Here is a 22,573-nt window from a genome sequence, read left to right on the forward strand (position 1 = left end):
GGGCGGCGCCCCCCGGTGGGGGGGGTGGCCCACCTCCCCCCCCCAACCCAACAAACGCGCCCCCCCCCCCCCGGGGGCCGCGCCCCCCGGGGGGGGGGGGGGGCCCCCCGCCGCCGTGCCCCACCCCCCTCGGTGATCAAGAGGTTCGCGTCACGACACGCCGGACGTGGTGACGCACACCTCTTGATCACCGAGGGGGGTGGGGTGGGGTGGGGTCACCCGATTCGGGCGAGGTTGGGCTTGCGCGGTGGGGGGACCCGTGCGGGGACGTGCAACGCCGGCCGTGCGCGCGACGCGAGCGCGCCGGGTGGGATCCCGGGCCCGGCCAACTGGGGGGAGTGGACCCGATGGTGGACGCGACCACGAGGTTCTTTGAGGACCTGGACCGGCGGGGGTACGAGCCTCTGCTGGCGAAGACCTCCGGGACACTGCGGATCGATCTGCACGAGGGGGCGCAGACCCGGCACTGGCTGCTCGCGATCGACCACGGGCGACTGAACGTGAGCCAGGAGGACCGGGAGGCCGACACGGTGATCGGCGCGAGCCCGATGCTGTTCGACGAGATCGCGGCCGGCCGTGAGCACGGTCTGGCCGCCCTGTTGCGCGGGGACATGACGGTGTCGGGGGACGCCCGGCTGGTGGTGCAGGTGGAGCGAATCTTCCCCGGGTCGCCGGACGCCCGTGGGCCGCGTCGCCGCTTTGCGGGGGAGGCGCGCTGATGGGCCAGAGCAACACGATCCGGATCCTGGACGGCAACACGTTCGTCGTCTGTGAGGACACCGGTGACATCGAGGCGACGCCGAGTGAGCCGACCGGGCTCTTCTCCATCGACACCCGGTTCCTGTCCACGTGGGTGCTGAGCGTGAACGGCGAACGCCTCAACTCGCTGTCGTACGACGACCTGCAGTACTTCGAGTCGCGGTTCTTCCTGGTGCCGGGGATGGCCACGCACTACGTGGACGCGAAGTTGTCGATCATCCGGGAGCGTGCGGTCGGCGGCAGCTTCCGGGAGCAGCTCACCATCCTCAACCACGACGAGAAGCCGGTCGACCTCGAAGTCCGGATGGACGCGGCGTCCGACTTCGCCGACCTGTTCCAGGTCAAGGACGAGATCCTGAACAAGAAGGGCGAGATCTACACCGAGGTGGAGTCGGACAAGCTGCGCCTGGGCTACCGCCGGGGCAACTTCCGGCGCGAGACGATCATTTCCTCGTCGATATCGGCGCGGTACGACACCCGGGGCTTCGCGTACACCGTCCACCTGGAGCCCAACGAGCAGTGGGAAGCGGCGATCGACGTGCAGACGCACGCCGTCGGCCCCGGCGGCCGGGACCTGCGTCTCGGGCTACGAGTGCACGGCGGCGAGCGGCTGGCCCTGCAACATGACCTGGAGCAGTGGATCGCGGAAGCACCGAAGGTCAACAGTCAGCACGGCCGGGTGGCCAGCACGTACCGGCGCAGCCTGATCGACCTGGCGGCGCTGCGCTTCTCGCCGCTGTCGCTGGGCGGCGCCACCCTGCCGGCCGCCGGCCTGCCCTGGTTCATGACCATGTTCGGCCGGGACAGCATCCTCACCTGCCTGCAGACCCTGCCGTTCACCCCGCAGTTGTCGAAGACGACGCTGCGCATCCTGGCGTCGTTGCAGGGCAGCCGGTTCGACGACTTCCGGGACGAGGACCCGGGGCGGATCCTGCACGAGATGCGCTACGGCGAGACCGCGGCCTTCGAGGAGCAGCCGCACTCGCCGTACTACGGCTCGGTGGACGCCACGCCGCTGTTCCTCGTGCTGCTCGACGAGTACGAGCGGTGGAGCGGGGACGTCGCGCTGGTCAAGGAGTTGGAGCAGGAGTCCCGGGCGGCGCTGCGGTGGATCGACAGCTACGCCGACCTGGTCGGCAACGGCTACATCTGGTACGAGCGGTGCAACACCGAAACCGGCCTGGAGAACCAGTGCTGGAAGGACTCCTGGGACTCGATCTCCTACTCCGACGGCACCCTGCCGCCGTTCCCGCGGGCGACCTGCGAGGTGCAGGGGTACGCGTACGACGCGAAGGTCCGCGCGGCGCGGATGGCCCGCGAGTTCTGGGGTGACCCGGAGTTCGCCGACCAGTTGGAGCGGGAGGCGGCGGAGCTGAAGGAGCGGTTCAACCGGGACTGGTGGGTGGCCGACGGCGAGTACTACGCGCTGGCCCTGGACCCGGACGGCCGCCAGTGCGACGTCCTCAGCTCCAACATCGGCCATCTGCTCTGGAGCGGGATCGTCCTCCCCGAGCGCGCGGAGAAGGTGGCGGCGCACCTGGTCGGGCCGCGACTGTTCTCCGGCTGGGGGGTGCGGACCCTCGCCGAGGGGGAGACGCGGTACAACCCGATCGGCTACCACAACGGCACGATCTGGCCGTTCGACAACTCCTTCATCGCCTGGGGCCTGCGCCGGTACGGCTTCGCCGAGGAGGCCGCCACCATCGCCAACGGCATCCTGGACGCGGCCACCTACTTCGACGGGCGGCTACCGGAGGCGTTCGGCGGCTACCCGCGGGAGCTGACGAAGTTCCCGGTGGAGTATCCGACGGCGTGCAGCCCGCAGGCCTGGTCGACGGGTACGCCGCTGCTGTTGCTGCGCACCATGCTCGGCCTCGAACCGCACGAGGGGCACCTGGCGGTGGAACCACGGTTGCCGGTCGGGATGGGCCGGATCGAGGTGCTGGACATCCCGGGTCGTTGGGGTCGGGTGGACGCCTTCGCCCGCGGCCGGCTCGATCTGAACAGCCTCGCCGACTGAGCCAGGACCGGCGGACCGGCGGACCGGCGGCGGCGCGCCACCCGCGTCGCCGCCGGGCCGCCGCCCAGGCGATCCCCAGCCGGGCAGGGTAGATTCTGCGGATGCCGGAGCTCGTGTACCCGCCCGTTATCGCCGCCGCCAAGACAATGTTCCGGGTCCTCGACCTGAAGATCACCATCGAGGGCGCTCACCACGTACCCCGCACCGGCGGGGCGGTGTTGGCCAGCAACCACGTCAGCTACCTCGACTTCATCTTCGCCGGGCTGGGTGCGAACGCGTCGGGTCGGCTGGTGCGGTTCATGGCCAAGCAGTCGGTCTTCACGCACCGGATCTCCGGCCCGCTGATGCGCGGCATGCGCCACATCCCGGTGGACCGGCAGGCCGGCGCCGCCTCGTTCCGCTCGGCCGTCGACGCGCTCAAGCGCGGCGAGGTGGTGGGCGTCTTCCCGGAGGCCACGATCAGCCGGTCGTTCACGGTCAAGGAACTCAAGAGCGGCACCGTGCGGATGGCCCGTTCGGCGAAGGTGCCGGTGCTGCCGGTCGCGCTGTGGGGCACCCAGCGGCTCTGGACGAAGGGCCGCCCGCGCACCCTCACCCGCCGGCACACACCCATCACCATCCTGATCGGCGAGCCGATCCACCCGGCGGACTTCCCGGACCCGAACGTGCTGGCCGCCGAGCTGACCACCCGGCTGAGCGCGCTCGTCGAGCGGGCCCAGCGCGAGTACCCGGACGCGCCGGCCGGCCCGGAGGACACCTGGTGGCTCCCGGCGCACCTCGGTGGCACCGCGCCGACCCCGGAGGAGGCCGCCGCGCTGGACGCCGTCGGCGAGGAGCGCACCCCGAGCGTCTGAGAATGATCAAGACCGGCCGCGCGGACCGGCTTCACCAACGCCCGGACGCCGCGCCGCCTGCGAAACCGTCCCAGGAGGTCGGCTCCGGTCCCGAGCGGTAGTAGTCGTCGCGGGAGCGGAACTCCACCGGCAGCGAGCCGGGCAGGGTGATCCGGGTTTCCCCGGCGGACAGCGCGGGGTCGGCCCGCAGCAGCAGAACGTCGCGCTCCTGTGCGGAGAGGTCCACGAGTTGCGGGCGGGTGAGCCGGAACATGGCCGCCGCCCGGCGCACCTGCCGGGCCAGCGCGATGATCTCGCCCGGTGACCCGCCGAGGGCCAGCGCCGGCTGCTGGATGGTGCGCAACGCGTCGCAGACGATCATGAGCTGCGCCGGATCGGTGCGGGGAAGCTCCAGCCGGGACGGCCACTGCCAGCGGATCTGGCCGGTCATCAGACCGGTCAGCCGCCCCGCCGGCCGGGACCGCGGGGTGTCGTCGTCGACCAGGGACAGCTGCGAGCCGGTGCCCACCCAGCAGATCCGCTGGTCGGTGACGGTCACCGAGACCGGCCCGGGAAGCTGCCAGCCGCGTCGTGTCTCGGTCGGCCCGAGCAGGTAGCCAGCGACGAGCAGCCGGTGTCTGCCGAGCACCTTCTCGCCGGGCAGCGGGCGCATGTCGTAACGCCGGTCGAGGGTCGGGCCCACGTCGTCGTCCGGCGCGTCGAACCGGTGTGGGCCGATGAAAAAGGGGGACGCGTCGGCGTGCATCGTCACGACCTCCCGGTCAGCTGGCTGTGGGTTGAGCCTCGCCGATGCGCCGGCCGCTGTCATGACGCCCGTTAGGGGGTCGGCCGGTCGTGCGTCGCCTGTGACCGGTAGATGCCGATCTCCTCCGGGCGGACGAGCCCGTCCTCGATCGCACGGGCGAGCAGAGCGGCCTTTGTGGCTGCCGGCCGCCCCGCCCGGGTGTACTTGATCCGCGCGCGGTCCACATACTGCTTCACGGTGTGCTCGCTGATCTGCATGCGACGGGCCACCGACGCCTTCGACATCGACTGGAACCAGAGCAGCAGCGCCTCTCGCTCCTTGTCGGACAGCATCGGCCGGTCCGGCCTCGGGTCGCCGACCATCGCGCCGGCGAGCGCCGGCGGCACGTACGGGCGGTCGCTCGCCGCGGCCAACACGGTCGCCACGCAGTGCTCCCGGCCCTCGTGCTTGGCCAGGAAAGCCACCGCCCCGGCGTCCAGCGCGGCGAGCATCGTCTCCGGGTCGGTGTGTTCCGAGTAGACCACCACCCGTCGCCCGGTGGCACTCAACTCGGCCAGCTTGTCCAGCGCCATCCGGCCGTGCAGCCGCAGGTCGAGCAGGACGACGTCGGCGTCCGGCGCGGCGCGCAGCACCTCGTCCGGGTCGTCCCCGGTGGCCAGCACGGTCAGTCGCGGCTCGCTGGCGAGCCAGGCGCGCACTCCCTCGACGACCACCGGGTGGTCGTCGACGATCGACACCCCGACCAGCCGGTCACCGGTCACCCCAACCACCGGGTCTGCGCCCATCTGATGTCCCCGTCCCGTTCGTAGAGGTGCTGCACCGGCCCGTCCTCGTGCTCCCCGGGCGGAGGGCCGGTCGCGTCCGGCCCCTCCCGGTCCGGCGTGACCAGACTGACCACCACCTCGCCGGGGCCGGACACCACGGTCAGACGCGCCCACCCCCGGGCGTCGGCGAGCAGGCCGGTGAGCGGGTCGGCCAGCCGGCGGCGGATCTGGACTGGCAGCGGCGGTGGGGTGCCGATGGCGATCAGGTCGATCGGCAGCCCGTTGCGTTCGGCCAGGTCGGCGGCGGCCCGCAGCTCGTGCAGCAACGGGTCGGGCACGTCGTCGGACTCGGCGATCAGGCGGCGCAGCCGGGCCGCGGCCAGCACGCAGCGGCGCTGCGCCTCCGGGTCGTCCGGGGCGATCTCGCCGGCGGCCAGCTCGCCGAGCACCCGTCCGGCCGCCGCGCCGACCAGGGCGAGCCGGTCACGGCGTTCCTGCCGGCCCCGCTCGGCGGCCGCCCGCTCGGCGGAGAGCGTGTGCAGCGTGGCAGCCGCGGCGGCCCGGTCCCGGGCCAGGCCGACGATCACCGCGCTGCCGACGAAGACCGCCACCGGCAGCGAGAAGGTGCCGTAGACGTACATGGTGTAGCGGGCCAGGTCGGCCGGGCCGGGGCCGTGCGCGAGGACGGCGGCGAGCGCGATCAACGCGTGCGTGGTCAGCAGCGCGACCAGACCGCTGACCCGCCGACCCCACAGCGCCAGCACGAAGAACCAGCCGAGCGTGCCCCACACCCAGTTCGCGGCGGCGAACAGTTGCCGTTCGCCGACCGCGGCGAAGACGGCCGCGTCGACGGCGAGCAGCAGCCCGGCGAGCGGCCAGGGCGGCAGCGGCGCGCCCCGCAGCAGCCGGACGCCGGCCACCGCCCCGGTCACGGCGACCAGGATCCAACCGCCGAGCACCACCGTCGGCGCGGTGAACTGGGTCCGCGTCGCCAGCACCGCCGGCAGTCCGATCGCGACATGCCAGGCCAGCGCGATGGCGACGGCGACGATCCGGGCACCCCGGTCGGAGGCGTGCGCCACCGCGGCCGGCGCGGCGAGCACCGCGGGCTCGGGCGGCGTGGGCCCGTCGGCCGGGCCGGGCGGCGGCCCCGGGATGAGCGCCTCGCGGGTGCGGGTGCGCTCCGCCGAGGCGCCGAGGTCAGCCGACACCGGGCCACTCCAGTCGGATCCGGGTGCCCGCACCGGGCGCGGAGCGCACCTCGGCCCGCCCGCCGACCGCCGCCATCCGACCGTGGATCGACTCGCGCAGCCCGTACCGGTGCGCGGGGACGGTGTCCGGATCGAAGCCGGGGCCGTCGTCGACCACCTCGACCACGACGGAGACCGCGTCGCGGGTCAGCCGCAGTGTGGCCCGCGCGCCCGGCGCGTGCCGGACCACGTTGGACAGTGCCGCGTAGGCGCTCTCGGTGATCGCGTCGGCCACCCCGGCGGGCACCGCGCAGGAGGCCAGCTCCAGGCCCACCGCCAGTTCGGGCAGCCGGTCGGGCACCGTCCGCAACCGACCGTCGAGGGGAACCGGGCCGTCGCCGGGCACCGGGCCGAGGTCGGTCAACGCGACGAGGGTACGCAGGTCGGCGGCGCACCGGTCGCGGAACGCGGCCGACGGGCCGGCCACCGCGCCGAGCCCCACCATGGTCAGCGTGCCGAGCACGGTGTCGTGCAGGTCCCGATTCTGCTGGCGCTCCGCCTCCCGGGCGGCCCGGGCGACCAACGCCTCCCGGGTCAACCGCTGGTGCTCGGCGAACGCCCGGTCGGCCCGCCCGATCCGGCGGCGCATCACCGCCGTCATCATCGCCGTGCAGGCCGTCTGCACCAGCAGGGTGGCGGCGTGCGCCCGGGCCTCGGCGGGGTTGCCGGCCGCCTGCGTGCCCACCACGTAGGTGGCGGTGACCAGCAGCCCGGCCGGGACGGACCAGCGGGCCGGTGCGGTGGCCTGCGCGTTGATCACCGTGGTGCTGGCGAGCACCGCGATCCAACTGCCCTCGCCGGGCAGCACCTCGGGCGCCACCAGGCGAGGGATGAGCAGACAGGCCAGCGCGGTGAGCCCGACGTCACCGGCGACCAGTGCCGGGGTGATCCCGTGGCGCACCGCGCGGCTGGCGTACCAGAGCGACCAGCCGGTGAGCGCGGCCACGCCGGGCAGCAGCAGGGCCTCATCGACCGGCGGGGTACGCACCGACAGCGCCACCGCGGCGCCGACCAACCCGCACGTCAGCCGCAGCAGCGCCGGAAATGTGGTGAAGATGAGGCTCAACGCCCCGCCGGCCGGGCTGTCCAGGACGGGCGGTGGCACGGTCGGGGCGGCAGTCGCCGGCATCGGGAGCTGTCCTTCCGACAACGACCCGGTCCGGGTCCGCGCGGCATAGATCGACATCGGAGAATAGCATGGCGGACGGTGAGCGTTCACCCACCGTGCGCATGGTGTCGCCTTCTCGTCACTCTGCGCTGCGGGGCTGGATCAGGTCCCACCGATTGCCGTACAGATCGACGAAGACCGCCACCGAGCCGTACGCCTCGTGCCGTGGCTCCTCCAGGAACCGCACCCCGGCCGCGACCATCCGGGCGTGGTCCCGGGCGAAGTCCTCGGTGTGCAGGAACAGCCCGACCCGGCCGCCGGTCTGGTCGCCCACCCGCGCCTGCTGCTCGGCGCTGCTCGGTCGGGCCAGCAGCAGCGCCGTCTCCCGAGCCCCCACCGGGCGCACCACCACCCAGCGCGAGCCGTCCGGGCGGGCCGTGTCCTCCACCAGCTCGAAGCCGAGGCCGCCCACGTAGAACTCGATCGCCTCGTCGTACTCGCGTACCAGTACCGCGACCAGTCCCAGATGTGCCATCGGGCCATCATGCCGACGGATGCGCCGGCCCCGGCGGGCGGCGTCGCCCATGGTCGGCGACGTCACGCCACTCCTGGTGGTCGGAACCCCGGAGCGTCCTCGCCCGTCTCATTCGGCGGCGGAGAGGTGGTGAGCCGGATGCGTTCGGGCGGAACGGCACTGGCGGCGGCGCTGCTCGGCATGGGGCTGTGTGGCCTCGTATTGAGCGGCTGCGCGGGCCCGGTCAACACGCCGAACGATCCCGGCCCGGCCGAGATCGTCGAGAAGTGGACCTCCTGCGCCGAGGTCGCGCCGCAGGCCGGCGTCGTGCTGCCCGTACCGCCGGGGCCGGACGGGCCCGCGGCGCCGACGCCGTCCGGGATCGAGCCGAAGATCGGGCGGATCGACCCCGCGTTCGTGCCGGTCGCCGCCGTGCTCTGCGGTCGCGAGGTCCGGCCACGTGCCGGTGGCGGCCGGGAGCAGGTGGCCACCGAGCGCCGCGCCGACGAGATCGGCGCGCTGGTGGCCGCGTTGCGCCTGTCCGACCAGGGCCGGGGCCGAGGGGAGATCGCCTGCTCCCTCGAGATGCTCGTCCCTCCGTGGCTGGCGCTGCTCGACGACCGGGGCCGCTGGCTGCGGCCGTACCTGCCGACGGACGTCTGCGGCAAGCCGCGCCCGGAGGTGCGCGCGGCGTTGGACGGGCTGCGCCTGACCACTGTCGACTCCCGTACGGTCGGGCTCGTCGAATCGTCGGCGGCCGAGACCGTCGGCTGCGAGCAGCGGTGGTCGGACATGGTGTGGGTGGAGACCAGCTTCGGACGTCCCGGGCGTGTCGTGCCCGCCACGAGTCCGAAGGCCGGGCCGCCGCGCCTCTGCGTCTACGAGGTGCCCCCGTCCGAGCGGGGCGGCGGCAAACCGGCCGGTGACTTCGTGTACGGCGGGCCGCTGCCGCCCGAGCGGCAGGCGACGGCGCTCCGGGCGCTGGCCACCACCCGGCCGGCGGCCGACTGTGCCTCCCCGGCGTCCCGCTTCGCGGTGCTCCGGTCCCTGGATGGCGGTGGGCCCGAGTGGTACGTCGAACTCGACGCCTGCCGGCGCTTCCTGGTCGTGGCACCACCCGGTGGGACGCAACTCGGGCAGGGTGACGCCGCGTTGGCGGCGCTGTTGGGGCCGGTCTGAGCGTGCGCCGATCTTCGGTGGGGCTCAGCCCACCGGCAGCGCCTTCGTGCCGCCGCCGGCGATCGACCGCTTGACGGCGGCGCCGCCCGACCAGAAGTAGCAGCGCACACCCCGGTCGCCGCGCGCCCACAGCTCCTGCGAGGGGAAGCGGTACGCGGTGCCGGTGCGGTAGCGCAGGCTGGCGTCAACGGGCACCTTGGCGTAGCGGGCGACCAACGTACGGCAGGCGGGGTGGACCGCGTCCTCGTCGCGCACGGCGTCGGCGTAGGAGCGATCCGGGGCGGTCCAGACGCCGACGAACTCGTACTGGTGCCCGGCCGTGCAGGCGGCCGGCCGCAGTCGGCCCCACTCGTCCTCGTTCATGCAGCCGTACGTCAGCGGCGAACGGCTGCCGACCGCGTTGCGCAGCGTCCCGGACCGGTGGATGGCCCGGTCGGAGTCGCCGTTGGCGCCGTCCACCTCGTCCAGCTCGAAGATGTCGCACCGGTAGGAGCGGCTGCCACCCGCCCACCCGTCCGGCGAGGTCGGCGCGACCTGGACGGAGAGCCGCGCGGTGCGCCAGTCCCCGCCGACGAACTCCTTGGCCCGGGTGTCGCAGTCGGCGAAGACGCCACGCATGGCCGCCGACTCCACGGTGGGTGGGGTGCTGCGCGCGGCCAGGGCGCCGGTGAAGGTGCCGACGTGGAACGTCTCGACCAGGTGGGTCTTCGCGCAGTCGACGGGGGAGTAGCTGCTCAGGTACGAGCTCGCCTCGGGGATGACGTGGCACTCGCCAGCCTTCGGGGTGAACTGCTGCGCCGCCGCCATCGGCCGCCAGTCGTCGGACAGGTCACCGTCCGTGCCGGCCGGCGTGCCGCAGCCCGCCAATGCCACCGTGAGGAACGCAGCCGCGAGCGCTGCCCTGCCGTACCGTCGCATGTGATTCTCCCCGTGGCCCCCGTGTGGACGCGCGCAGCATATGGCACCGGTGCGACGGGTTGGCATCCGCTTCCGGCGCGGGTTCGATCCGGTCGATCCCGCTGCCCCGGCCGTGCCCCCCGGCCCGGTCGGACACCTAGACGAGTAATTCCTAACCTTTGCTGGGGCGGTGGGCGCAGCCGGCGGCCGGCGGTGACCCTCGGTCAGCTCCGTGGGGGCGGATGCGGTCGTAAGCGGTATACCTCAGAGTCATATTCATACCTCTGAGGTATACCGCTCAACAGCACATCGATACGGCGGGCAGCCAAGCGGATGACCAGCGCCCTTCGCCGCAGCCCCAGCCCCGTCTTGAGTGAGGACTTATTCGTCTAGGCCGTGACCGGCACGCCGTCGGCCCGCAGCCGGTCGGCCTCCGACGACACGTGCCAGCGGTACGCCACCGAGCCGCCGGCCAGGCCCAACCCGGGCAGCAGCATGGCCAGCGCCAGCAGCAGCATCTGCATGCGCGGACGCAGGCCGATCGGAGCGGGTGCCGGCGCCTGACGCCGTCGCTTTGCCACCGGGCCATCGTCCACCGCTGGCGCAACCTGCTCTCAGAGTTGCTGGACGATCTGGATCGGGTTGCCGTCCGGGTCGGCCGTCCACGCGATCAGCAGGCGGTCGAGCCACCGGTGCGGTGCGGCCAGGGCGGGGGCGCCGTTCGCCGTGAGGGCGGCGTACGCGCCAGCGGTGTCGTCGGTCCAGAGGATCACCGCGGCCCGCTGGCCGTGCGGCACGGGGTCGAGGCCGTGGTCATCGCGCGTGGAGGCCACCGAGGCGATGCCGATCTTGTAACCGTCGAGCGCGAGATCGATGTGGATCGGCTCGCCCTCCGTCGGCACCCTGAAGGTCTCGGTGAAGCCCAGGCCGGCGTAGAACTCGGCGGCTCGGCGGACGTCCTCGCTGAAGAGGATCACCTGCGGAGTCCGGAACATCGACACACGGCGACGCTATCAGCGCAGCCGCTGCCCGCGCGCCCGTCCGGGTCACCGCCGTGGTCGGCGACGGTCTGCACCCACCTGATCATCCCGCTCAGCGTGTCCGCCATCGTCGAGTGGGCGCTCGGAGGCAGGCACTGCTGTACGGATTGCTGCACAGCCCTCAGGATGCGATTGTGCTCGCCGAACCAACGATGCTTCTCGTCCACAGCCCGCTTCTCACCGCAGCGACATGGGATGCCCTGCGTCCGCATCTCCAAGCGGCGGGGTGGCGTGTGGAAGTGCTGGACCTTCGCCCCCTCGTCGAGTCGACGTCCTTTCACGCGGCGGTCTGCACGGCGGCTGCCACCGTCACTCCTGGTGCGCACACCGTCGTCGTCGGCCACAGCCGCGCGGGCGCGTACCTGCCGGGCATCGCCGACGCGGTTGGCAGTGACCAGCTCGACGTCGTCTTCATGGATGCCCGCCTGCCACACCCGGGCACGAGCTGGATCGGATCACTGCCGGCAGAACGGGCCACCTGGCTGCGAGAGATGGCGGTGTCGGGTCGGCTGCCACCGTGGGGCACCTGGTTGCCCACGGCCTCCCTGGCCGATGTCCTGCCCGACCCCGAACAGCGGCGACGGGTGCTGGACGGCATACCTGAACTGCCGTGGCAGGTCGTCTCCGAGGTGCTGCCCACGCCGGGCGAGGCATGGGGCTCCGCCCGACACATCTACCTCCAGCTGAGCGCCGCGTACCAGTCCACGGCAGAGCAGGCGGAGGAACATGGGTACCGGGTCCGGAGCCTGGACGCCCATCACCTGGCGATGGTCACGCACCCCGCAGCGGTGGCGGATCTGCTCCTGTCGGCGTTGCATCCGTAGGCGGCGATTGCTCAACCCCACCACTGTCGACCTGTGGTGTGGTGGGTGCGCCGCCCTGCCCTGGTCAGGTCGAGCAGATTGGCCAGGCGGTACCGCAACACCCGCGTCTGCCGGACCGAGAGAAGCAGCCGGGTTGCCATGCGGTCCTCCAGGCGCACCATCGGCTCAGCGGCCTGGTGCAGGGCCTGTACCAGGACCGCTTGCACGGTGATCGCCTCCGGCCGGTCGGTCTCCACGCCGAGGATGCGGGAGTGGTGCTGACCCCGACTCTCACAATCGTCCCGGTCGCACCAGCGCGGATGCGTCAGACCGGCCGGGGCATCGGCAAGGGTGCCGGTCGGGAAGACGAACGTATGGCCGCAGGACCGTACGACGTCCGGTGCCATGCCGATCAGGTGGGCCTCCAAACCGGCGCGGGCGACGGCGGCCGTCGCGCGGATGGTGTGGTCAACACAGGTGTACGCGCAAGCGTCCAAAGAGTCCGCGCTGTACAGCTCGATGCGGATCGTCGCGGGTTCTGGGCAGGCGGGCAGGATCGGTAGGGTGCTCACGGGTCGCCTCCTTGCTAGGCGATCAAGGCCCTCGATCGGCGTGGCTGCGCTGGTCGAGGGCCGCCTCTGTTGGGCCCTCACAAACGTACAGGCTCTAGACGTCTAGTTACTAGACGTCTAGAGCCTGAACATCCCTGAACACGTACAGATCATGTGCGTGTCTAGGCTGCCGCCCATGACGAGCCCGCTCAACAACATGCCGCTCTACCGGCAGTTGGCTGACCTGCTCGCCCAGCAGATCGAAGAGGGCAAGCTCCGCCCTGGACAGCCGTTGCCGAGCGAACTCCACTTGCAACAGACGTACGGCGTGGCCCGAGGAACCGTCCGCATGGCGATGCGCGAGCTGCGCGAGCGTGGCCTGGTCGTCACCGTGCACGCGCGAGGCACCTTCGTAGCCGAGCAAGGCTAACCGCACCTGACATCGGCCAGCCGACAGGCGAGCTGCGCGGCCGCCGAGGGGTTCATCACCACACTGATCAGACCCTCGCCCTTTTCCGCGCGCATCGTCGGCAGCAAGCCGCGGATGGGTTGGCGGCGGCTGCCGGCCTGGACTGGTGCGGCTGCGAGGTCTGCGGCACGCCTGCGCGACGTTCCTGCTCGTCTCCGGGCCATGCCATGCCATGCCCGGGCGTGATGAAGGTGCTCGGGCACAGCCAGATCGGGTTGGCGAGGAACACCTACGACCTGCGGTGAGGTTGGTGCGCCCGGCAGGATTCGAACCTGCGGCCTTGGGATTAGAAGTCCCCTGCTCTATCCGCTGAGCTACGGGCGCGCGGTGTGGAGTCGCGCCCAGAGGGTACCGCCGTCCGGCTGCCCGACGACGAAAAGGGTGCCCGCGTCCACGTTGCCGAGCAGGGTCTCACGGAGTGCACCCGCCCGGCATCCGGGTTCCCACGAGGAGGCCGGCCGTCGGCCCGTACCCTCGGCTGGTGTTGCTGGACCCCGACGCCGAGAGCGGCGTCGCCTACGAGCTGTGCCAGGTCGTCGGCCGCGCCATCCTGCCCTACCGCACGTCCGACGCCTACGGCACCGCCTTCTTCTTCCAGGGCGGCGACGACCCGGTGGGGGAGGCGCTGCTGACGGCGGCCGACCTGGTCGGCCCTGCGGGCGGTGAGCTGGGCCTGCGGGCGAGCGTCACCGAGCCGGCCGGCGTCGCCCCGGACGTCATCGCGGAGGGCGAGATCGTGCCCGGTTGGGCGCGCTTTCCGGGCGACGGGGTCGCGGTGCTGCCGACCGCCGGCCTGCACCGGTACGCCGGCGACGGCGGCTGGCGGTGGCGCGTGCAGCCGGTGCCGGCGGGGATCGCCGCCGGGCCCGAGGCCGTCGCCCGCCTCGGCGCCGACGCCAGTTCCGCTTTCGTGCTGGCCCATGGGGTACGCGAGGACACCTCGCGCCCTCTGGAGGTGGGGATCGAGCGCGTGGTCCGCGACGGGGACGACGTGCGGATCACCACGGAACTGCCATCGGGGTACGTCGGGGCGCCCGTCTTCGTCGTGCAGCCCGACGCCACCGGCGAGGTCTCGCTGTACTGCCTGGGCCTGGTGCTGCCCGGCGTCGACGGTCACCCGGTGGCGACCTTCGACCGGATCCAGGCCGTCCTGTCGGCCGCGCACGGCGACGCCTGAACCCGGCTCGACTGAACTGTCACCGAGCGCCGTAGATTCGGCGCGGCCGGTCGTCCGAGCTGGGACAGGTCAATCGCCGACCGCCGTCGCCTCGGCGTGACCGGGAGACGGGCGTCGGCTCTGCGGCAGCGTGGGCGCATCGGCGGGATCGTCGGCGGCCGGGGCGGTGGGGCCGGTGGCCAGGAACGCCTCGGCCCAGCGGCCGACCTCGTCGAAGACCTTTGCGCGTACGGCGGGGCCGGAGAGCGTGAGGTCGTGCAACCCGCCGTCGAAGCGGGCCAGGGTGACGTGCCGGCCGAGGCGGGGCGCGTACCGCACCATGTGTTCGACGTCCAGCACGGCGTCGGCCAGGGTCGCGTTGTCGTGCCACTTGGTGCCCCGGAAGGAGCGGGTCGAGCAGGCCAGCAGCACCGGCACCGGGATGTCCAGGCCGGCGCGCAGCCGGCGTTGACCGGCGCGGATCGCGTTCAGCCAGCCGGCGCGCACCGGGAACCCGGCCAGCGGCTTCCACGCGAGGTCATAGGTCCACTCGCCGCGGTGGTCGGCGTGCAGGCTCTCGCCGTACACCGTGCCCAGGCCGAACGGCAGGATGCGGTGCGGCGCCCTGCGGCCCAGCCGGGAGACGGCGGCCGCGAGGGGTCGACGGACCGCCCAGGGGGCGTTGAGGTCGAAGAAGGGGCTGTTGAGGACCAGGCCGTCGACGGTGCCGGCGTCGCGGCGGGCATCCGCCCAGAGCGAGATGATCAGCCCGCCGGTGGAGTGGCCCATCGCCAGCAGGGTGTCGTGCCCGTCGTCGGTGCGGATGATCTCGGCGGCGGCGTCCAGCTCGGGGAAGTAGTCGCTGATGTCGCGGCAGAAGTTCGGCGTCTGGTGCGCGAGCAGGCTGCGGCCGTACTTGCGCAGGTCGAGGGCGTAGAAGTCCCAGCCGCGCTCGGCGAAGAAGTCGGCCAGGTGGGTCTGGAAGAAGTAGTCGACGAAGCCGTGCACGTAGAGCACCGCCCGCCCGGTGGGGCGCTCGGCCCGCCGCCGGACCAGGGTCGCGACAACGGGGCCTTCGTCGTCGGTGCCCAGGTCGATCGTCTGCCGCTCGTACGGCGGCCCCAACACGTCCGGTTCCACGAACGCGACGCTACGCCGGCAAGCTACCCGGCGGTAGCCCCACGCTGCATGCCCCGACCGGCCGTGCCTCCCGGCCGGGGCATGACAGGGGTACGCGTCAGGCCGTCTCGGCGTCGGCGCGGCTCGGGTCGGCGGCGGGCAGCGCGTCCGACTCGTCGGTCGGGTCGACCTCGCCCTGCGGCTGCGGGATGTCCCGCAGGTGCTTGTTGTGCCGGGGCTCCTGCCGGGTCTTGGCGTCGTTCAGCCGCCGGCGCAGGTCGTCGCGGACGTCGTTGAGGGCGGCGTGCAGGTCCTCCTCGGCGGAGGTGGTGACGATCTTCTGCCGGCCGGCGATCCAGCACTCCAGGGTGACCTTCTGGCCCCGGGCCTCCCGGTCCTTCACCGACACCTCAAGCTCGGTGGCGTCGGCGTGGAAGCTTGCCAGCCGGGCGTCGAGGGTGGCGAACTGCTCGGCGATCCAGTTGCGGTCGCCCTGGGAGAACCCCGCACCCACCCGCAGGCACTCGCCCACGGTCGCCGGGTTCGCCACGGCGCTCATCGCCGCACCTCGGAAACGGTTGCGGAGCCGAAAGTAGTGATCGTCATGGCGCTGACCTCTCGTCGACGTGGAGCTTGTCGGTGGTGCGTTGATCAAATCCATACCCAGTTCGGGCGGCTCCGGAACCGTCGGCGCCCGGACAGGTGGGTCGGCCGTACCACATCGGGGGTGTGATCAGGGCGTTGTCCACAGGTGGCCTCGTCATCCACAGGCCGGGGTGGTGGCGCTGGCGGCAGCCGACGAGAGCGCACAGGCTCGGTGCCGAGTCGACTCGCTGGCAGACCCCGGATCCCCTGGAGGGACGATGTTCGACACGTACGTCACGATTGTCGGCAACATTCTGACCGCGCCCGAGTGGCGGCGTACGACCCAGAGCAACACCCTGGTGGCCAACTTCAAGGTCGCCTCCACCGCCCGCCGGCTCGACCGCGACAGCGGTCGGTGGGTCGACGGCAACTCGCTGCGCGTCCGCGTCAACTGCTGGCGCAAGCTCGCCGAGGGCGTGGCCGCCTCGGTGATGGTCGGCGACCCGGTGGTGGTCTGCGGCCGGCTCTACACCCGCGACTGGACCGACGACGCGGGCAACCACCGCACCCTCTACGAGCTGGAGGCGGTCGCCGTCGGCCACGACCTGTCCCGGGGGCGGGCCCGCTTCCTGCGCAACCGGCCGACCATGACCACCAGCACGGTCGAGGACGCGGCCATCGAGAGCCGGGTGCACGGCGAGCCCACCGAACCGGTGCCCGACGAGCAGGCGCCGGTGCTGCGCGACGACCGCCCGCTCGACGACGATTTCGAGTTGCCCGAGTACGGCTCGCTGCGTACCAGTCCGCTGGGCCACGGCCCGCTCGACGACGTCTCCCTCGAGGGCGGTGACTCTCTCGACGACGGCTTCTCCGGCGGCGGCGATGGGCCCGCGGCCCTCGACGACGAGCTGGCCCTCGCGGTGAGCGCGGACGACTCCGACCTGGAGGGCGACCCCGACGACGAGTTGGGGCCGGTGCCCGAGGAGGGCCGGCCGGAGGTTCCGCCGTCCGGTCGGGGCCGGCGGGGCCGGGGGCGGGTTCCGCAGCCGGCGTGACGGTTCGCATCGAGCCGGAGTCGGTGTGACAGCTCGGCCCGGTCGCCTGAGGGCGGTGTCGACGACGGTGCGCGCCGGCGGCACGACGGGGGCGGGGTGGCGACGCGACCGGCGTCGTCACCCCGCGTGACGGAGGTGGGGTTCGATGGAGCACGGCGGCCGCGGCTGGCGCACGGGGTGCTCGTCTAGGCTGGCCGGCCGGGGGGTGGTACGCGTGCGACGGACAGCGCCGGTGGCGAACGCGGTGGGCCTGGTGGCCGGTTACGCGCTGGACAGGCTGTTCGGCGACCCTCGCCGGTGGCATCCGGTCGCCGGGTTCGGCCAGGTGGCGGGCGCTCTGGAGAGTCGCCTGCACCGGCCGGACCGGACGGCCGGCGCGGTGTTCACGGCGCTGGCCGTCGGTGGGCCCGTGGTGCTCGGGGCGGTCGCTGCGGCGGCCACCCGGCACCGGCCGGTGAGCCGTGCGGTGCTCGTCGCCGCCGGCACCTGGACCGTGCTGGGCGGCCGTACTCTTCGGCACGAGGCCGCCGTCATGGGCCGAACGCTTCGTGACGGTGACCTGCCCGCCGCCCGATGGCGCCTCGGCAACCTCTGCGGCCGGGACCCCTCGACCCTTGACGAGTCGGAGTTGGCCCGGGCCACCGTCGAGTCGGTCGCGGAGAACACCTCCGACGCGGTGGTCGCCCCGCTGGTCTGGGGTGCGGTCGCCGGCCTGCCCGGGCTGCTGGGCTACCGCGCCGCCAACACCCTCGACGCCATGGTCGGGCACCGATCGGAGCGTTACGCGCGGTTCGGCACCCCGGCCGCCCGGCTGGACGACCTGCTCAACCTGGTGCCGTCCCGGCTGACCGGGCTCCTCACCATCGCCGTCGCGCCGGTCGCGAACGGCGACCGGGAGCAGGCCTGGCGGGTGTGGCGACGGGACCGCAACGATCACCCGAGCCCCAACGCCGGCCAGTGCGAAGCGGCGATGGCCGGCGCGCTCGGCGTCCGCCTCGGTGGCCGCAACAGGTACTTCGGGCGCTCCGAGGTCCGCCCGTTCCTGGGCGACGGCCCCCGTCCCGAGGCACGACACCTCAAGCGGGCAGCCCGCATCTCCGGCGCTGTCGGCCTGGCCGCACTCGGGCTGGCGGCCGCGTACCCGGTGACCGTCGGCCGCCTGGCCGGCGCCGTCGCTCGTCGGAGTCTGCGGGCCGTCGCGGCCGGGTCCGGGAACGGCCTGCGGTCCGGCGGGGTCGGGTCGGAGCGGGGCCTGTTTCGCGGTGCGGCGCGGCGGGTGAGCGGGCGGTGAGCGGCGGGCTGCTGGTCGCCGGCACCACCTCGGACGCCGGCAAGAGCGTGCTCACCGCCGGCATCTGCCGATGGCTGCACCGGCAGGGCGTGAAGGTGGCGCCGTTCAAGGCGCAGAACATGTCGAACAACTCGGCCGTCGTGGTCGGGCCGGACGGGCGTGGCGGCGAGATCGGCCGCGCGCAGGCCATGCAGGCCGCCGCCTGCGGGCTCGCCCCGGACCTGCGCTTCAACCCGGTGCTGCTCAAGCCCGGCAGCGACCTGGCCAGCCAGGTGGTTCTCCTCGGTACGGCGGTCGACACGATCACCGCCGGCACCTTCCGACAGGTGCGGCCTCGGCTCGCCGAGACCGCGTACGCGGCGCTGGCCGAGCTGCGGACCGCGTACGACGTGGTGATCTGTGAGGGTGCCGGGAGCCCGGCGGAGATCAACCTGCGGGCCGGGGACTACGTGAACATGGGGCTCGCGCGGCACGCCAACCTGCCCGCCATCGTGGTCGGCGACATCGACCGGGGCGGCGTCTTCGCCTCGATGTTCGGCACGGTGGCCCTGCTCGACCCGGCGGACCAGGCGCTCATCGCCGGCTTCGTGATCAACAAGTTCCGCGGCGACCTCGGCCTGCTCCAGCCCGGGCTGGACATGCTGCGTCAGGTGACCGGCCGTCCCACGTACGGGGTGCTGCCCTGGTCGCTCGACCTCTGGCTGGACGCGGAGGACTCGCTCGCCTACGGCCGGGTGCTCGGCCGCCCCGCCGCACCGCACGGCACCGACTGGTTGGACGTGGCAGTCGTCCGGCTACCCCGGATCAGCAACGCCACCGACGTGGAAGCGCTGGCCACCGAGCCGGGCGTGCGCGTACGCCTCACCGTCGAGCCGGCCGAACTGGCCGCCGCCGACCTGATCGTCCTGCCCGGCTCGAAGTCGACAGTCGCGGACCTCACCTGGCTACGCGAGACCGGCCTCGCCGACGCGGTGACCAGACACGTGGCGGCCGGCAAGCCGCTGCTCGGCCTCTGTGGCGGCTTCCAGATGCTCGGCCGGGCCATCCACGACCCGGTCGAGAGCCGGCAGGGCAGCGTGCCCGGGCTCGGCCTGCTGCCCATCGAGATCACCTTCGATCCGCGCAAGACCGTCCGGCAGTCGGTCGGCACCGGCCCCGGCGACGTGGCGGTCCGCGGCTACGAGATCCACCACGGGTACGTCTCGCAGACCGACCCGGCCCTGACTCCGTTGCTGACCGGAGCCGACGGCGACGGTGAGGGCGCGGTGCTCGGCGCGGTGCACGGCACGCACTGGCACGGGGCGTTCGAGTCCGACGGGTTCCGCCGCTGGTTCCTCACCGAGGCCGCCCGGCTGGCGGGGCGTACCGGGTTCCGGGTCGCGCCGGGCACCAGCTTCGCCGCGGCCCGGGAAGGCTCGCTCGACCTGCTCGGTGACCTCGTCGAGGAGCACCTGGACACCGACGCCCTCTGGCGCCTCATCGAGAGCGGCGCACCCCCCGGTCTTCCCTTCATCCCACCCGGCGCCCCGCGGCTCTGAGCAGGGTGGTTCAGGGCCGGATGTCGGCGGGGCGGTCCGTGGTGGGCAGGCCGGCCGCCAGCCACGCGTCGACGCCGCCGATCATGTCGGTGGCCCGGCGCAGGCCGAGGGTCTGGAGGCTGGCGGCGGCCAGGCTGGAGCTGTAGCCCTGGCGGCACACCACCACGATCTCCCGGTCGTAGGCGGTGGCCTCCGGGATGCGCCAGGCGCTGGCCGGATCGAGCCGCCATTCCAGCACCGTGCGGTCGATGACGACGGCGCCGGGCAGGTCGCCCTGTTCGCGGCGCTGTGCGTCGGTACGGGTGTCGACCAGCAGAGCGCCACCGCGGACCGCCTCGACGGTCTGCTGTGGAGTCAATCGGTGCAGCCCGGCGCGGGCCTGTTCGAGGAGGGCGTCAATGCCGGGGCTCATCACGTCTCGGAGCACCACCCGATCATGCCGACTCGGGTACCAAACCGCGCGGCGAACGGGCCGCCCGTCACCCGTCGCCCGCCCCAAATCCCCCGGTCGTGAGAATGACCGGCCCGGGGCGTCAGCCGGACGTGTCACCCCACCGAAACCGGCGTGATCGACTCGGTTTCCGTGATGTCGGGGTTTGCTGGCCGACGGGATACCCCGACATCAATGAGGCCGAGTTGATCTGGGCGGTGAACCCCCGTTGCCGGGGTGTGAGCGGGGCATACTTCGGTCGTGCACGACTCGTCACCAGAGGGCTTGCCCACAGGGGCCCGTAGCGGCGCGGCCCCGACCGCACGGGCCGGCACGGGGCTGAGGGCGGGGCTCAGGGCGGGAACGAGGACGGGAACGAGGGCGTAGACGAGGGCGGGGCTGCGGGCGTGGACGGGGCTCAGGCCGGGAACCAGGGCGGGGCCGCGGGCGTGGACGGGGCTCAGGCCGGGGCTGCGGGCGTGGACGGGGCTGAGGGCAGGGCTCAGGGCGGGAACCAGGGCGTAGACGAGGGCGTGGACGTCGGCGGGTCGACCGAGCGATCCGCCGCGCCGGTGCCGCCGGTGGTGGTCGTCGAGGCGTACGCCGAGTTGGCCCGTCGGGTGCTCGCGGGCCCGGCGCGGTTGGGGCGGACCCGGCTGGTCGCGGTGGACGGGCCGAGCGGCGCGGGCAAGAGCCGGTTCGCCGCGCACCTCGCGGACGCCCTGGCGGCGCTGCCCGGCGGGCGCCCGCCGGTGGTGCACACCGACGACCTGCTCGACGGCTGGGACGACCAGCTCACCTTCTGGCCTCGTCTCGACACCGAGGTGCTGACCCCGCTGCGCCAGGAAGAGCCGGGCGCGTACCGGCGCTACAGCTGGGTGCGGCGGTGCTTCCTACCCCGCCCGGTGCCGGTGCCGGTGACGCCGGTGCTGATCGTGGAGGGGGTCAGCGCGGCCCGTGCCGTCGTCCGGCCGGAGCTGACCCTCGCCGTCTTCGTCACCGCGCCCGCGCCGCTGCGGCTGGCCCGTGCGGTCGAGCGGGACGGGCCGGAGATCCTGCCCGAGCTGCGCCGCTGGCATACCGGGGAGCGGGCGCACTTCGCCGCCGACGACACCGCGGCGCGCGCCGACCTGGTGGTCGACGGTGCGCCGACGCTGCCGCTGGACGCGTCCCGGTACTACGTGCGGGTCCGCTGACCGGGCATGGACGCCGGCCACCCGCTGCGGCACGATGCGAGGAGTCACGGCGAAACGGGGGCCCCATCATGACGGCAGCGGACGCGCCGGCGCGGCGCCGGATCACCCTCACCGGCATCAGCTCGCGGGCCTGGGAGCATCCGGCCGACCGGGGCGCCCTGGTCGCGCTGCGTGAGCTGCGTGGTTTCGACGACGTGGTGCGGGCGTTCTTCGGCATGTGGAACGAACGGGGTTTCCGGCTGTCCGTGCTGGCGTCCGGCATCCGCGTCGATCACCGGCAGTATCCGGCGGTGTGGCAGCGCTACACCGAGGCCGCGGCGGCGCTCGACGTGGCCGAGCTGCCCGAGCTGTATGTGACGCAGTCGCCCTGGCTGGGCGCCGAGGCGGTGGGTCTGGACCGGCCGTTCATCGTGCTGAACTCCGCGTGCGTGCAGCAGCTCGACGAGGACGAGCTGCGCTGCCTGCTCGGCCACGAGTTGGGGCACGTGGGCAGCGGGCACGCGGTCTACAAGACGATGCTCATGATCCTCACCCGGTGGGCGGCCAACCTGAGCTGGTTGCCGGTGGGCGCGTTCGCGCTGCGGGCGATCATCGCCGCGATGCTGGAGTGGTGGCGCAAGGCGGAGCTGTCCGCCGACCGGGCCGGCCTGCTCGCCGGGCAGGACCCGGCCGCCGCGCTGCGGCTGCTGATGAAGCTCGCGGGCGGCGGCGACCTGTCGCAGATCGACACGACCGCCTTCCTGGAGCAGGCCGCCGAGTACGCCGGCGGCGGCGACCTGCGCGACAGCCTGCACAAGATCCGGATGACGGCGTGGAGCACGCACCCGGCGCCGGTGGCGAGGGCCGCGCAGTTGCGGCAGTGGATCGACTCCGGGGCGTACGGGCGGGTGCTGTCCGGGGACTATCCGCGCCGCGACGACGACGCCTCGACAAGCGTCTCGGAGGAGATCAAGGCCGCCGCCGAGTCGTACCGGGAGGAGTTCAGCCGCTCCACCGACCCGCTGGTCGGGTTGCTGCGCCGCCTCGGCGACGGCGCCAGCGACGTCGGCGGGTGGGTGGGCGGCACGGCGGGCCGTGCCCGCTCCTGGATGGACGCCGCCACCGAGGCCGCCGGCCGCGCGCACCGCGCCGGCCGGGCCGCCCCGGGCGCGCGGGCGGGCTCCGGCCCGGCGGATGACGGTGACGGTACGGGCTCGGCCGGCACGCCTGAGTAAGGCCGGCATACGATTCCGGTCATGACCTCACCGATC

Annotated in this window: 24 protein-coding genes and 1 tRNA gene; 12 read left to right on the forward strand and 13 right to left on the reverse strand. The window is 73.1% G+C overall.

Translation table 11 applies throughout. From position 1 onward, the window contains the following. The first annotated feature begins 347 nt into the window (after positions 1–347). The 3 genes from ACFYPH_RS27415 (at position 348) to ACFYPH_RS27425 (ending at position 3,633) form a co-directional block, all read left to right on the forward strand. Positions 348–719, forward strand: coding sequence for an SCP2 sterol-binding domain-containing protein (locus tag ACFYPH_RS27415; protein ID WP_355066115.1), 372 nt, complete (start codon positions 348–350; stop codon positions 717–719). Next, a complete protein-coding gene (locus ACFYPH_RS27420; protein ID WP_387185799.1) occupies positions 719–2,779 on the forward strand; it encodes a glycogen debranching N-terminal domain-containing protein in 2,061 nt (686 codons plus the stop codon). The genes ACFYPH_RS27415 and ACFYPH_RS27420 overlap by 1 nt, the downstream gene beginning before the upstream one ends. A gap of 101 nt (positions 2,780–2,880) precedes the next feature. Next, positions 2,881–3,633 (forward strand): lysophospholipid acyltransferase family protein, encoded by a 753-nt coding sequence (locus ACFYPH_RS27425; RefSeq protein ID WP_354858746.1) that lies wholly within the window; start codon positions 2,881–2,883, stop codon positions 3,631–3,633. A 31-nt stretch (positions 3,634–3,664) separates the two neighbouring features. On the opposite strand, the gene ACFYPH_RS27430 is transcribed toward ACFYPH_RS27425, so the two are convergent. From ACFYPH_RS27430 to ACFYPH_RS27450, 5 genes are all read right to left on the reverse strand, one after another. Continuing rightward, complete coding sequence (locus ACFYPH_RS27430; RefSeq protein ID WP_387185802.1) at positions 3,665–4,378, reverse strand: hypothetical protein; 714 nt, start codon at positions 4,376–4,378, stop codon at positions 3,665–3,667. 71 nt (positions 4,379–4,449) lie between these two features. Then, complete coding sequence (locus tag ACFYPH_RS27435) at positions 4,450–5,163, reverse strand: response regulator transcription factor (protein WP_354858750.1); 714 nt, start codon at positions 5,161–5,163, stop codon at positions 4,450–4,452. Continuing rightward, positions 5,136–6,299, reverse strand: a complete 1,164-nt coding sequence (locus ACFYPH_RS27440) for a hypothetical protein (RefSeq protein WP_387185900.1) — start codon at positions 6,297–6,299, stop codon at positions 5,136–5,138. Before ACFYPH_RS27440 ends, ACFYPH_RS27435 begins: the two co-directional genes overlap by 28 nt. A gap of 43 nt (positions 6,300–6,342) precedes the next feature. Beyond that, positions 6,343–7,521: a sensor histidine kinase gene (locus ACFYPH_RS27445; RefSeq protein ID WP_387185806.1), complete on the reverse strand. Its 1,179-nt coding sequence runs from the start codon at positions 7,519–7,521 to the stop codon at positions 6,343–6,345. A gap of 118 nt (positions 7,522–7,639) precedes the next feature. Continuing rightward, positions 7,640–8,035 (reverse strand): VOC family protein, encoded by a 396-nt coding sequence (locus tag ACFYPH_RS27450; RefSeq protein WP_363940019.1) that lies wholly within the window; start codon positions 8,033–8,035, stop codon positions 7,640–7,642. 138 nt (positions 8,036–8,173) lie between these two features. On the opposite strand from ACFYPH_RS27450, the gene ACFYPH_RS27455 reads away from it, so the two are divergent. After that, positions 8,174–9,193, forward strand: a complete 1,020-nt coding sequence (locus ACFYPH_RS27455) for a hypothetical protein (RefSeq protein WP_387185809.1) — start codon at positions 8,174–8,176, stop codon at positions 9,191–9,193. 24 nt (positions 9,194–9,217) lie between these two features. Here ACFYPH_RS27455 and ACFYPH_RS27460 read toward each other — a convergent pair whose 3' ends face one another. The 3 genes from ACFYPH_RS27460 to ACFYPH_RS27470 form a co-directional block, all read right to left on the reverse strand. Beyond that, entirely contained in the window at positions 9,218–10,111 is an 894-nt protein-coding gene (locus ACFYPH_RS27460) for a septum formation family protein (protein WP_355066125.1), read from the reverse strand. A 368-nt stretch (positions 10,112–10,479) separates the two neighbouring features. Continuing rightward, the gene (locus ACFYPH_RS27465) at positions 10,480–10,671 is read right to left on the reverse strand and encodes a hypothetical protein (RefSeq protein ID WP_355137864.1); all 192 of its coding nucleotides are present in this window, start codon (positions 10,669–10,671) and stop codon (positions 10,480–10,482) included. A gap of 33 nt (positions 10,672–10,704) precedes the next feature. After that, a complete protein-coding gene (locus tag ACFYPH_RS27470; RefSeq protein ID WP_387185903.1) occupies positions 10,705–11,085 on the reverse strand; it encodes a VOC family protein in 381 nt (126 codons plus the stop codon). A gap of 278 nt (positions 11,086–11,363) precedes the next feature. Here ACFYPH_RS27470 and ACFYPH_RS27475 point away from each other — a divergent pair, with 278 nt between their 5' ends. Then, entirely contained in the window at positions 11,364–11,954 is a 591-nt protein-coding gene (locus ACFYPH_RS27475) for a hypothetical protein (RefSeq protein ID WP_355137862.1), read from the forward strand. Between the two features lie 11 nt (positions 11,955–11,965). Here the strand turns inward: ACFYPH_RS27475 and ACFYPH_RS27480 are convergent, their stop codons facing one another. Continuing rightward, the gene (locus ACFYPH_RS27480; protein ID WP_355137860.1) at positions 11,966–12,505 is read right to left on the reverse strand and encodes a hypothetical protein; all 540 of its coding nucleotides are present in this window, start codon (positions 12,503–12,505) and stop codon (positions 11,966–11,968) included. A gap of 175 nt (positions 12,506–12,680) precedes the next feature. On the opposite strand from ACFYPH_RS27480, the gene ACFYPH_RS27485 reads away from it, so the two are divergent. Further along, positions 12,681–12,914, forward strand: coding sequence for a GntR family transcriptional regulator (locus ACFYPH_RS27485; protein WP_355137858.1), 234 nt, complete (start codon positions 12,681–12,683; stop codon positions 12,912–12,914). A gap of 287 nt (positions 12,915–13,201) precedes the next feature. Here the strand turns inward: ACFYPH_RS27485 and ACFYPH_RS27490 are convergent. Next, positions 13,202–13,277, reverse strand: a tRNA-Arg gene (locus tag ACFYPH_RS27490). A 157-nt stretch (positions 13,278–13,434) separates the two neighbouring features. Between ACFYPH_RS27490 and ACFYPH_RS27495 the strand changes: the two genes are divergently transcribed. Next, on the forward strand, positions 13,435–14,130 hold the full coding sequence (locus tag ACFYPH_RS27495) for a hypothetical protein (RefSeq protein WP_387185815.1): 696 nt from the start codon (positions 13,435–13,437) through the stop codon (positions 14,128–14,130). Positions 14,131–14,199: 69 nt separating this feature from the next. Here ACFYPH_RS27495 and ACFYPH_RS27500 read toward each other — a convergent pair whose 3' ends face one another. Continuing rightward, positions 14,200–15,249 carry an alpha/beta hydrolase gene (locus tag ACFYPH_RS27500; protein ID WP_387185818.1) on the reverse strand — a complete coding sequence of 350 codons (1,050 nt, stop codon included), beginning with the start codon at positions 15,247–15,249 and terminating at the stop codon, positions 14,200–14,202. Positions 15,250–15,346: 97 nt separating this feature from the next. Further along, the gene (locus tag ACFYPH_RS27505) at positions 15,347–15,787 is read right to left on the reverse strand and encodes an HPF/RaiA family ribosome-associated protein (protein WP_363939295.1); all 441 of its coding nucleotides are present in this window, start codon (positions 15,785–15,787) and stop codon (positions 15,347–15,349) included. A 304-nt stretch (positions 15,788–16,091) separates the two neighbouring features. Here ACFYPH_RS27505 and ACFYPH_RS27510 point away from each other — a divergent pair, with 304 nt between their 5' ends. From ACFYPH_RS27510 to ACFYPH_RS27520, 3 genes are all read left to right on the forward strand, one after another. Continuing rightward, positions 16,092–16,868, forward strand: coding sequence for a single-stranded DNA-binding protein (locus ACFYPH_RS27510; protein WP_354858781.1), 777 nt, complete (start codon positions 16,092–16,094; stop codon positions 16,866–16,868). 214 nt (positions 16,869–17,082) lie between these two features. Further along, positions 17,083–18,159 carry a cobalamin biosynthesis protein gene (locus tag ACFYPH_RS27515; protein WP_387185822.1) on the forward strand — a complete coding sequence of 359 codons (1,077 nt, stop codon included), beginning with the start codon at positions 17,083–17,085 and terminating at the stop codon, positions 18,157–18,159. Further along, positions 18,156–19,697: a cobyric acid synthase gene (locus tag ACFYPH_RS27520; RefSeq protein ID WP_387185825.1), complete on the forward strand. Its 1,542-nt coding sequence runs from the start codon at positions 18,156–18,158 to the stop codon at positions 19,695–19,697. Before ACFYPH_RS27515 ends, ACFYPH_RS27520 begins: the two co-directional genes overlap by 4 nt. 10 nt (positions 19,698–19,707) lie before the next feature. Here the strand turns inward: ACFYPH_RS27520 and ACFYPH_RS27525 are convergent, their stop codons facing one another. After that, positions 19,708–20,109 carry a rhodanese-like domain-containing protein gene (locus ACFYPH_RS27525; protein WP_354858820.1) on the reverse strand — a complete coding sequence of 134 codons (402 nt, stop codon included), beginning with the start codon at positions 20,107–20,109 and terminating at the stop codon, positions 19,708–19,710. A 551-nt stretch (positions 20,110–20,660) separates the two neighbouring features. Between ACFYPH_RS27525 and ACFYPH_RS27530 the strand changes: the two genes are divergently transcribed. Both ACFYPH_RS27530 and ACFYPH_RS27535 read left to right on the forward strand, forming a co-directional pair. Continuing rightward, positions 20,661–21,323, forward strand: coding sequence for a uridine kinase (locus tag ACFYPH_RS27530; RefSeq protein ID WP_387185906.1), 663 nt, complete (start codon positions 20,661–20,663; stop codon positions 21,321–21,323). A gap of 68 nt (positions 21,324–21,391) precedes the next feature. Next, on the forward strand, positions 21,392–22,537 hold the full coding sequence (locus tag ACFYPH_RS27535) for a M48 family metallopeptidase (protein WP_387185828.1): 1,146 nt from the start codon (positions 21,392–21,394) through the stop codon (positions 22,535–22,537). The last annotated feature ends 36 nt before the right edge of the window (positions 22,538–22,573 follow it).

The sequence above is a fragment of the Micromonospora sp. NPDC005252 genome (assembly GCF_042872475.1).
Classification (GTDB): Bacteria; Actinomycetota; Actinomycetes; order Mycobacteriales; family Micromonosporaceae; genus Micromonospora.

Bases quoted from the DNA above. Each gene is read 5' to 3' on its own strand.
- ACFYPH_RS27415 (WP_355066115.1), top strand. From the start codon at position 348: ATGGTGGACGCGACCACGAGGTTCTTTGAGGACCTGGACCGGCGGGGG.
- ACFYPH_RS27420 (WP_387185799.1), top strand. From the start codon at position 719: ATGGGCCAGAGCAACACGATCCGGATCCTGGACGGCAACACGTTCGTC.
- ACFYPH_RS27425 (WP_354858746.1), top strand. From the start codon at position 2,881: ATGCCGGAGCTCGTGTACCCGCCCGTTATCGCCGCCGCCAAGACAATG.
- ACFYPH_RS27430 (WP_387185802.1), bottom strand. From the start codon at position 4,378: ATGCACGCCGACGCGTCCCCCTTTTTCATCGGCCCACACCGGTTCGAC.
- ACFYPH_RS27435 (WP_354858750.1), bottom strand. From the start codon at position 5,163: ATGGGCGCAGACCCGGTGGTTGGGGTGACCGGTGACCGGCTGGTCGGG.
- ACFYPH_RS27445 (WP_387185806.1), bottom strand. From the start codon at position 7,521: ATGCCGGCGACTGCCGCCCCGACCGTGCCACCGCCCGTCCTGGACAGC.
- ACFYPH_RS27450 (WP_363940019.1), bottom strand. From the start codon at position 8,035: ATGGCACATCTGGGACTGGTCGCGGTACTGGTACGCGAGTACGACGAG.
- ACFYPH_RS27455 (WP_387185809.1), top strand. From the start codon at position 8,174: ATGCGTTCGGGCGGAACGGCACTGGCGGCGGCGCTGCTCGGCATGGGG.
- ACFYPH_RS27460 (WP_355066125.1), bottom strand. From the start codon at position 10,111: ATGCGACGGTACGGCAGGGCAGCGCTCGCGGCTGCGTTCCTCACGGTG.
- ACFYPH_RS27470 (WP_387185903.1), bottom strand. From the start codon at position 11,085: ATGTTCCGGACTCCGCAGGTGATCCTCTTCAGCGAGGACGTCCGCCGA.
- ACFYPH_RS27485 (WP_355137858.1), top strand. From the start codon at position 12,681: ATGACGAGCCCGCTCAACAACATGCCGCTCTACCGGCAGTTGGCTGAC.
- ACFYPH_RS27505 (WP_363939295.1), bottom strand. From the start codon at position 15,787: ATGAGCGCCGTGGCGAACCCGGCGACCGTGGGCGAGTGCCTGCGGGTG.
- ACFYPH_RS27510 (WP_354858781.1), top strand. From the start codon at position 16,092: ATGTTCGACACGTACGTCACGATTGTCGGCAACATTCTGACCGCGCCC.
- ACFYPH_RS27525 (WP_354858820.1), bottom strand. From the start codon at position 20,109: ATGAGCCCCGGCATTGACGCCCTCCTCGAACAGGCCCGCGCCGGGCTG.
- ACFYPH_RS27535 (WP_387185828.1), top strand. From the start codon at position 21,392: ATGACGGCAGCGGACGCGCCGGCGCGGCGCCGGATCACCCTCACCGGC.